Below are 9,503 nucleotides of genomic sequence, written 5' to 3' on the forward strand. Positions count from 1 at the left end.
AACAGCACCCGGATGGTCTCTTTGTCAAGCATCATAATCAACAGCGTTCGAATTGGGTTTTGACGGGAACTGGCTCTCAAGCCACTGTTTTATAAGATATCACAACCCCAGGAGATCCGGGAGAGCCCCAGGAGATCCGGGAGAGCCGTTTCCCGGCCGGACAAAAAGTGTGTGAGCAGAACAGGCTCAAAACCGGACAGATTGAACTCCCTAGACGAGCCCCAGGTTCTCACAATGGTTTTCGCGTGCTTTCGGTTGTCCGGTCACCCATGTGAGGACGATGAACCGCACGCCGTTGCGTTCAGTAGACAACGACGGTATACGCGTAAAGGCGAAGGATTTCGTCCTCGTCGAAGCCTCAGTGAGCGGACCATGTCGGTGAACTGGGTGGCTGGATGCTGGCTGGGTATCCTTGCCGTGCATCTCATGCGCCCATCATCCGGGGTTGGGACCATGAGCGGTAGGGTGTGAACCTTCCCACTGGATAATTCGAAAACGGTTGCGATAGCATGAAGATCGTCCATGTGATCGAATCTCTTGACTTGGCAATGGGCGGACCGCCCGCTGCCGTGGTCGGTCTGGCAGCGGCGCAGGGCGGCCTCGGCCACGACGTGACGATCATCGCGAACGCGGCCGCTCGCGGCGCGCGCCTGGTCACTGAATCGCCGGAGCAGTTTCCTGGGCTCGAATACGTACGCCACGTAAAGATATCCAATCGATCGCTCGCCGATCGGGTCACTGCCGCAGGTTCGCATGAACCCCTGTGCGCGGCTATCGACGGCGCGGACATCATGCACCTGCACGGCTTGTGGCAGCCGCTGCTGATGGTTGCGGCCCGAGCGGCGCGGACAGTCGGCATACCCTACGTCTGCACCCCGCTCGGCATGCTGCACCCCTGGGCACTGAGCCAGAAGCGCTGGAAGAAGCGACTGGCGCTGATGCTCGGCTGGCGTTCGATCCTGCAGCACGCGGCTTTTTTACACGTGCTGAACGAGCGCGAGGCGTCTCATGTCGCTGCCCTGGGGCTTGGTCCGGCGGCGAAGATCATTCCGAACGGCGTCTTCGCACCGCAGATCGATGCCGTCGTCGATGCGTCGGCCTTCCTGGCGCTGCATCCCGTTTTATCCGACAGGCGCTATGTGCTGTTTCTCGGTCGCCTGCACAAGGTCAAGGGGCTCGACTACGTGGCGCGAGCGTTCGCCACGGTGTGCGACCGGGTTGCGGATGTCGATCTCGTCGTTGCAGGCCCGGACGGCGGTGCATTGGATGAGTTTCGCGGGGCGATCGAGCGGTTCGGCATCGGCGACCGGGTGCATATCGTCGGTGTACTTTACGGAGACGCGAAGTTCGCCGCCATGAAAGGCGCGTACTGCTTCTTCCAGCCGAGCCGGCAGGAGGGTTTCAGCATGGCGACGATCGAGGCAATGGCGAGCGCACTGCCAGCGGTTTTGTCTGAGGAGTGCAACTTTCCAGAGGTCGCTGAAAGCGGCGCGGGAATTGTGACACCATTGGATTGCCATGCCTTTGCGGCGGCACTCATCGCGCTTCTCGAAGACCGGCCGAAACGCGATGCAATGGCCGATGCTGCACGCAGACTTGTTCTGCAGCACTACACCTGGCCTTCTGTTGCCGAGTTGAGTGTTTCCATCTATCGAAGCGTATTGGATGCCGCGTAGCGTGAATTTGACCTTCAATCGATTGCTAGTATCTCCATAACGTGAACCGTCTGTTCTCACTCATTTTGCCGATCGTATTTCTACTCGAGTCGGGCATCCTCGTGTTGTTCGCAAGAGACGGTTACGACCCGGGTTTCGTCCGTGTCGTCTATGTGTCAGCGATGCTGCTCCTCGTGCTGCAACTGGTGCGTGGCCACCTGGTCGGCCGCAAGCGTAGCTGGATACATATCGATGTCCTGTTTTTGCTGATGTTTTTCTTTGTCCACTTCTGGACGTGGTTCGTCATGGATGTCGGTGGGATTATGGATGTTTGGGAGGTAAGGCGATACCTCCATTCCGCCAACGTAGCGGTGGCGATAGCGTTCCTCGGGATGTCAGCCTTCGTGATGGCATACAACCTGGCGACCCCGAAAGGCGATGTGAAGGCTACGTTTGCCGTGTCATCGCCTGGCTGGCGAGTGCTCGGGCTCGCGATGTTTTTTGTCGGGTTCGTATCCTGGTTTCTGTATTTTGCCATCTATGGTCGAGCAGCTTTCGAAGGTCACTACGTCGGTACTTCCGTCGGAGGGATAGTTGCAACCAGCCTCTACCTCGTGCACACAATTCTGACCAAGCTTGGCGTGGTTGCGGTTCTGATATCCTCTACGCCGCGTACGCGCTGGTCACCCTTGAGCCTTCTGGTGTACGCGCTAATGGCAGCCATTCTTCTGTCTTACCTTGTGCAAGGAGACCGCTCCGAGTTCGTATTTGCCGCGATCGTGCTGTTGTTTGCCTACGATAGGTACGTGAAGCCGATCAGTGTCAAGATGTCCGTCGCCGGGATCCTCGGTGTTGCATTGCTGATGAGTGCGGTACAAGTCGCACGCACGGCCGAGACGCGATCGCTGGCGGGGATCTACGACGTCTTTGTCAATGATAGGTCGGCCGTCTCAGTGGAGGCGAGCGCGGACAACATCGGCCAGAGCGGGTTCGTCTACCTGGTGGCGGTGAGCCTGGTGCCAAAGGATATCGATTTCTTCAAGGGTGAGCTGAAGCTGCATGAGCTGGCGGGAGTCTTGCCTTTCTTGCGTCGCTTGGTATTGCCGGAAGACGCCGCCCCGGAGTTCATGACAACGTCGGACTTCCTGACAACGGTGATTTTGGGCAAGAACTCTGCCACAGGCACAGGGACGACGATTGTCGCCGATCTGTACATCGACTTCGGGGTCGCGGGCGTCGTCGTCGGCTTGGCGCTGCTGGGCGCGCTGAGCCGTTCCCTGGCGGAGCGATCCGTGGCCGAGAACAGTCCGCTGGTGCCGATCCTGTTCTGTTTCTTCGCCGGCGTCATGGCGACGCTGCCCCGGTACAGCTTCCTCAAGGTTATCCGGCTGTTGATCTGGCCGCTGTTGATACTGTGGTTCGCTGGCAAGTTCGTACCCAGGCAACAGGTTGCCGCGCCTTCGACGCAGGCGCCGGTACGTTGATGGGCAGGAACCGCGACATTAATGCAGCACGTTCGACCAAGCGAGCGTGGAGCACCGGCATGAAAGACATTACAGGCCGTGTCGACCCGTTGTACGGTCGTTCGAACCGCCAGTGAGTCCAAAGATGCAAATCACATCGACCTTGCAGCGACTGCGTAGTCAGCCCATCCGCCAACGTTATTATCAGGCCGTCAATGCGATGCTGGTACCGGTCGCTGGCAGGGCGCTGGGCATATCGCATGTCGTCGAGTATCCGAAGTGCGGCGGTTCCTGGGTCAGGCGCATGCTCGAAACCTACCTTCATGCCGCGCCGTACCATCATGATCGGTACATCTCCAGGAACACGGTCATTCAGCTGCATCGACTGTATTCGAGCCGCTTGTGCAATCCGATCGTGTTGTACCGAGACCCGCGCGACGTCTTCGTCTCGTACTATTTCTATGAGCGCAACCAGGCGTTGCGAGGCACGCACTTGGCAATCACCGGGCACTTCGATTTCTCGGAGCAGGACTCTGTGCGCGGGGCGTTCGGCCGTTATCTGCGGGCGAAGCTATCCGCCCAAACCGATCCGTACTTTTCGTACCGGGAGTTCCATGAATCGTGGTCACACTGTGCGCGTAAGTGTGTTGTGACCTATGAAGGTTTCCATCGTGATGCGGTCGGCGAACTGGGCAGCGCTGTGGAGTTCCTCGGGCTCAGGCCGGATCCGGAGAGAATTGACCACGCCGTCGCCTACAACACCTTCGAGCAGGTCACCCGCCGCAAGTACGGCGAAGACCGGGGGAAAGGGGTCGAGGACAATTCCAAATTCCAACGCAAGGGCGTCACCGGCGACTGGGTGAATTATTTCGATGACGAGTCATCGGCCCTGATCGAGCGCGAGCTTGGTGACATGATGAAGGCGCTGGGGTATCAGTGGTGATCTCTCCATGGCACCGAATCGATAACGCGCTGGCGAACTGCGGGCACGCCGTTGACGCCGCATCGTCCGACCATCGCACATTATCCACAAGTCGAGGCGTAGAGATGTTACGGCCGGCCACTGTGCTGTCCGGGTGCGCCTGCGCGGATCTGCGATGCTGAAGAAGATTGCGTCACTGCTTGGTGGCAACCTGATCTTCGCGGGCAGCCAGTGGTTGATACTGGTTGCGCTGACAAAGTTCGTCGGCCTGACGGCCGCCGGGGTCTATGCGCTGTCGCTGGCGATCGTCAGTCCCGTATACACACTGGCCGGGCTGGACCTGCGCTCGGTTGCCGCGACCGACATCAGCGAGGAAAACGACCCACGCGACTTCCTGTTGCTGACCGTCGCCGGCAACGTCGTGGCGCTGATTGCCAGCATCGTCATCGCCATGACCGCTTTCCCGCCGGAGAGCATCGACATGTCGGTCCTGTTCGCGCTGGCCCTGGCCAAGACGATCGAGACCTTCACCTTCGTTCAGTACGGTTTCCTGCAGCGTGCAGGGTGGATCATCGAAGTCAGCAGGTCCCTGGCCGCTCGTGGCCTGCTCGGACTGGGTGTGTTCTCGGCGTTGCTGGGGCTCAGTGGTGCCTACCAGGTGGCACTGTACGGGCTGGCGCTGTCATGGGGCATCGTGCTCATCTGGAGTGCCGGCAGGCGCAGTGTCGAATGGCCCCGGTCGGCCTTCGCAGGCGAGACCGGCGCCGGGCGTCCCGGGACGCTGGGTGGTCTTTTCGTCAAGGCCTTTCCGCTGGGGGTCCTCGGCAGTTTCAATATCCTTGCGCAGCAGGTGCCGCGTTACTTCATCGCCGCGCAGCTGCCGATCGACGCACTCGGCATCTACGCAGGGATCGCGCAATTCGCCATGCTGGGCGCGATGATCGTGAACGCGATTGGCCAGACGATCGTCGGCAAACTTGCACGGCTATATCGCGACGATCGCAAGGCGTTTGTCGCGGTGCAGGTTCGTTCGATCAGTGCCGGCCTGGTCGTTGGTCTGGCCGGCATTGTTCTGGCATGGCTCTATGGACCGCGGATTCTGCAGCTGTTCTACAGTTCGGATTTCGCCAGCGCCGGAGAACTGTTCGTGCTCGGCATGACGTGGTCGGCAGTGCTGTATGTATCCGCGTTGACCGGAAGTGGCATGACCGGTATGCGACTGTTCAAGGAGCAAAGCCATATAGGTGGCGTTGTCCTGCTCGTGACCGTGGGTGCGTCTTACTGGCTGATCGATGACTTCGGCCTGAAGGGGGCTTTCATTGCCCTCATCGTGGCGGCGGTGATCAAGTTGCTGCTTCAAGTGGCTGTCATTGCCGCTGCTTTCAACAAGGTATCCCAACATGCTGGTTCGAGCTCTTAGGGCGTTGTTTCGTCAGTACAGGATCTATCGGGATCCCATCGCCTATGCGAGAGGCATTGGTGTTCGAATCGGTCACAATTGCCGACTCATCGGGATCGACGACCGTACGTTCGAATCCGAACCCTACCTGGTTGAAATCGGCGACCACGTCACTGTCGCTGGTCGCGTGAAATTCATTACGCACGATGGTGGGGTCTGGGTATTCCGCGAGAAGGAACAAAAGATCGAGATGTGCAAGCCGATCATCGTCGGGAACAACGTGTTTCTCGGATACGCCACAATCATCCTTCCTGGATCAAGGATTGGCAGCAATGTCGTGATTGGTGCGGGATCCGTCGTGCGTGGCGAGATTCCGGATGACTGCGTCGCCGCCGGCATCCCGGCGAAGCCGATCCGCAGCCTGGACGATTACCGGGCCAAGATCGAGGCGGACGTGTTCGAACGGGACTGGACGTCCGAGCTAGACAAGCGGGAACAACTCGTAAATCGGTTCTACCCCTAGATGGCCCGGCATCGGAGGCGTTCGGTCGGCGGCGCAATGATTGCCGGTTTACTGCAAGCTGCCAGCAGTTCCGTCGTGACTGGACGGATACAGCAGGAATTCAGGTCCGTGCCCAACCGATGAAGGTCTTGCATGTAATCCATTCGTCGCGCGGTGGGGGTGCCGAAACCCAGCTCGACCTGCTTTGTCGGCATGGCGGTTCGCACGGCATTGACAGCGTCACCTTCTGCGTCGCCAGCGGCGCCGAACTGAACGAGGATGTCCGTCGGTATATAACCTACCGTCGCAAGCGAAAGTTCGATGTCGGGATCCTTGGCGCACTGCGGGATGCAATCGCGCAGTCGAAACCGGACATCGTGCATGCCTGGCTGCCGCCGGTCATGACGGTGCCAGCGATGATGGCGGCGTGGCGGACCGGAATCCCGGCGGTCGCCTCGTACCGCAACACGCAGGCGTTTCGGACCCTGCAGGACGTGATCGAGTTCGGCGCTGTTGCGCTGTTTGGCTCCGGCCTGGTGTCGAATACGCCGTACGAGGTTTGTTCAGCGGCGCATCGATGGCTGTTTCTGCGCAAGCACGGTGTCGTCATTCCGAATGCCGTGAATGTCGAGTCGAAACGGGATTTGCCAGAGGCGTCGGCATTTCGCGGTGCTGACTCGTTCAACATCCTGTTTGCCGGGCGGTTGGCCGAGCAGAAGAACGTGCCTGCCCTGGTCGGTGCGATGGCGAGCACAGCGAGGGGCGAGGGTTGGCGCATGAACATCTGCGGCACCGGCCCGCTCGAGCAGGATCTGCGCGGGATGGCAACGCAGGCGGGCGTTGCTGGTGACCTACATTGGTATGGTTATCGCGACGATCTGCCGGGTGTCATGCGACTGCATGATGTCTTGGTCCTGCCGTCATGGTACGAAGGCTTCCCCAACGTGATGCTGGAGGCCATGGCTGTCGGGCTGCCGGTGGTCGCTTCCGATACCCCGGTCCACCGCGGTGTCGTGGGAGACAGCGGGGCGGCGCTGCTGTTCGATCCCCGGGATCACGATCAGCTCGCAAGGTGCCTGTCGCGGGTGCAGGCGGACGCAGCCACGCGAACGGCGATGACGGACGCGGGGCGCCGGCTGGCGAGCACCTATGGTGTGGAAAGATTGGTGTCGCGATACCGGGAGTACTATGCGTCGGTCCTGAGCGACGCATCCGCGCCCAGCGATTCTATCGCGCGCTGAAAAAATGCGCCCTGCTGCGATTGCGCCCATGGTTTGGCGCAGAGTGCGAATGATAGAAACGTACGCTATGGAATACGCAACACATGAGTGCCAAGGCAGAAAGATTTTTTGACGCGGACAACCAGAGGCTCGTCTACCTGAAGGCCAATGCGTCGAGCGAGTTCTGGGACGAGCACTGGAACGAGCAGGACAAGCCGCGCCTGCTGCAGAATCCACCGAAGCATCGCTATATCTGCGGTGTCACCCGTCGCTATCTACCGGCCGGTTCAGCGGTTCTCGAAGGCGGCTGTGGCCTCGGCGACAAGGTGCGGGCATTTCAGGCGAACGGGTATTCGGCGGTTGGTGTCGATTTCGCGAAGGAAACCGTAAGCTGGCTGCACCAGAATCTGCCGCAGCTGAACATTGTCGAAGGCAATGTCATGGATCTGGATTTCGAAGACGATTGTTTCGATGGCTACTGGTCGCTCGGGGTCATTGAACATTTCTACGACGGCTATGACCCGATAATCGCCGAGGCACACCGCGTGTTGCGTCCGGGCGGTGTGATGTTCCTGACGTTTCCGGCGATGAATGGGGTCAGAGCGCGCAAGGCCAGCGCTGGTCGATACGCGGAGTGGGTCGAGTCGGAGGAGCGGCTCAGCCGCTTCTACCAGTTCGCGCTGGATCCCCAGCGGGTCTCCGAGGTCTGCAAGCGGCACGGCATGGAGCTGGTGGAGCGGCGCGGCTTTGGCTCGTTAAAGGGGGTCGAAGAGGAGTATGACGAACCGCGATGGCTCGATTGGGTCAGGAAACTGCCGTTCGGCGGGGGCGTAAAGCTCGGCGTTGTGTCTGACGCCGTGGTTGGCCGCCACTACGGTCACTCGAGTCTCCTGGTACTGCGGAACACGTGATAACGGTCGGTTCCCGCACGGCCTGTGCCTGCACGCTGGCTGTCCGGGGAGGCGCTTCGATCGCCGATTGAGGTGACAGCCTCTGCGATACGTTTGCGTTGTCAGCAAAAGCTGTGCAATGAGCTTCTACCGCCCAGTCCGATCATGCTGGCGTTTGGGGGCGCGCCAAGAATTACAACGTGGATGGATCGAAGTCATTTTTCACTCGTTGCCCGTCCGAATTAAGCGTTCGCTCTTTGTATGGCATGGCTGGGTTACCTCTTGCAACCACCCAGGGTGGGATGTCTCCAAAGACGCTTGATCGAGCTGTCACTACCGCGCCTTCACCGACGGTGACGCCAGGTCCGACAAATACATCCGCCGTGATCCATGCCTGAGCACCGATCAGGATCGGTGCAGATATCAAGGGTAATTCCCTGTTGCGGTAATCGTGGCTTGCGGTGCATAAATAGCTATATTGGCTGACAATGGCCTGGTGCCCGATGTGGATCTTGTCGACGCAGTAACAATCGACATCCGGCCCTAAGCAACTATGATCTTCCATCGTCAGGTTCCACGGTGCCCAGATCCGTGCGGATGGATAGAGACGGATCCGCTTTCCGAGTCGTGCGCCAAACAGGCGTGCAAGCATGCAGCGCCATGAATGGAAGATCCGGGGGGAAGGACGGAATAACAGCAACCAAACAAGTTCCCAGACGGCGCGCGCCAGCTTGTTTCGGCCGGTTAGAACTTGTGGACGAAGTTTGCGAGACATGGCTAGTTTCTTCGGTGTTGGGTTTGTAACTATTTTAGGGGAAACCCGTCTGTGCTATCAGGAGATTGTCGATACGCCATGCAGCTTACGCTTGTTTCGGCCTCTTACAATGCGGTTCAGACTCTCGCGGAAACGCTCGGATCGGTTGAAATTCAGCAGGGGATTGCGCTGGAGTACCTCCTGATCGACGTCGGTTCGTCCGATGGAACAGTCGAGTTGATTCGCGCCGAGAGCGGGAGACCGCGAACCCCGGTTTCGCGTTGACAGAGCGAGCCGGATCGGGGGATCTATGATGCCCTGAATAAGGGGATAAAGGGTACAGATTTATTTAAATGCTGGATGGACGAGCACATCAAGGTGGCCGGGCCGACAGTGGAATTCGATGGTGAGATCATCGACGACAACCTCAATTCTCTCACCTGGTGGACCACCAAATACAACTAATACGCCAGCCGCGAGGCGGTGGATCTGCTCAATCTGGAATATGGTTTCATGCCGCATGATTCGGTGGCCGATCTGCGCGGCGGCTCGCAGGCGGGGATGAAGCACCAGGGCAATCGCATCACATTTTCCTAATATTCGAGTCCTTGGAGGCTGCCTTTCGAGGCGTGATCTTCGGGGCCTCGAACACCAGCTTGGTGAGATAGGGTTCGTTCCAGGCGGCCTTCATTCGCTTG

At 59.3% G+C, this 9,503-nt stretch carries 8 protein-coding genes; 7 read left to right on the forward strand and 1 reads right to left on the reverse strand.

Translation table 11 applies throughout. The features are described 5' to 3' along the window. Positions 1 to 509 precede the first annotated feature (509 nt). The 7 genes from CKO23_RS22835 (at position 510) to CKO23_RS22865 (ending at position 8,072) form a co-directional block, all read left to right on the forward strand. Complete coding sequence (locus CKO23_RS22835) at positions 510 to 1,676, forward strand: glycosyltransferase (RefSeq protein WP_200335509.1); 1,167 nt, start codon at positions 510 to 512, stop codon at positions 1,674 to 1,676. Between the two features lie 41 nt (positions 1,677 to 1,717). After that, on the forward strand, positions 1,718 to 3,139 hold the full coding sequence (locus CKO23_RS22840) for an O-antigen polysaccharide polymerase Wzy (protein ID WP_200335510.1): 1,422 nt from the start codon (positions 1,718 to 1,720) through the stop codon (positions 3,137 to 3,139). Between the two features lie 124 nt (positions 3,140 to 3,263). Next, the gene (locus tag CKO23_RS22845; protein ID WP_200335512.1) at positions 3,264 to 4,061 is read left to right on the forward strand and encodes a sulfotransferase domain-containing protein; all 798 of its coding nucleotides are present in this window, start codon (positions 3,264 to 3,266) and stop codon (positions 4,059 to 4,061) included. A gap of 154 nt (positions 4,062 to 4,215) precedes the next feature. Next, positions 4,216 to 5,460 (forward strand): lipopolysaccharide biosynthesis protein, encoded by a 1,245-nt coding sequence (locus CKO23_RS22850; RefSeq protein ID WP_200335514.1) that lies wholly within the window; start codon positions 4,216 to 4,218, stop codon positions 5,458 to 5,460. Beyond that, positions 5,441 to 5,962, forward strand: coding sequence for an acyltransferase (locus CKO23_RS26085; protein WP_242482676.1), 522 nt, complete (start codon positions 5,441 to 5,443; stop codon positions 5,960 to 5,962). The genes CKO23_RS22850 and CKO23_RS26085 overlap by 20 nt, the downstream gene beginning before the upstream one ends. Positions 5,963 to 6,081: 119 nt before the next feature. Further along, positions 6,082 to 7,182, forward strand: a complete 1,101-nt coding sequence (locus CKO23_RS22860; protein ID WP_200335516.1) for a glycosyltransferase family 4 protein — start codon at positions 6,082 to 6,084, stop codon at positions 7,180 to 7,182. A gap of 83 nt (positions 7,183 to 7,265) precedes the next feature. Further along, on the forward strand, positions 7,266 to 8,072 hold the full coding sequence (locus CKO23_RS22865) for a class I SAM-dependent methyltransferase (RefSeq protein WP_200335518.1): 807 nt from the start codon (positions 7,266 to 7,268) through the stop codon (positions 8,070 to 8,072). Between the two features lie 172 nt (positions 8,073 to 8,244). Here the strand turns inward: CKO23_RS22865 and CKO23_RS22870 are convergent, their stop codons facing one another. Continuing rightward, on the reverse strand, positions 8,245 to 8,826 hold the full coding sequence (locus tag CKO23_RS22870) for a putative colanic acid biosynthesis acetyltransferase (protein ID WP_200335520.1): 582 nt from the start codon (positions 8,824 to 8,826) through the stop codon (positions 8,245 to 8,247). Between the last annotated feature and the right edge of the window lie 677 nt (positions 8,827 to 9,503).

Source organism: Thiocystis violacea (assembly GCF_016583565.1).
Taxonomy (GTDB): domain Bacteria; phylum Pseudomonadota; class Gammaproteobacteria; order Chromatiales; family Chromatiaceae; genus Thiorhodococcus; species Thiorhodococcus violaceus_A.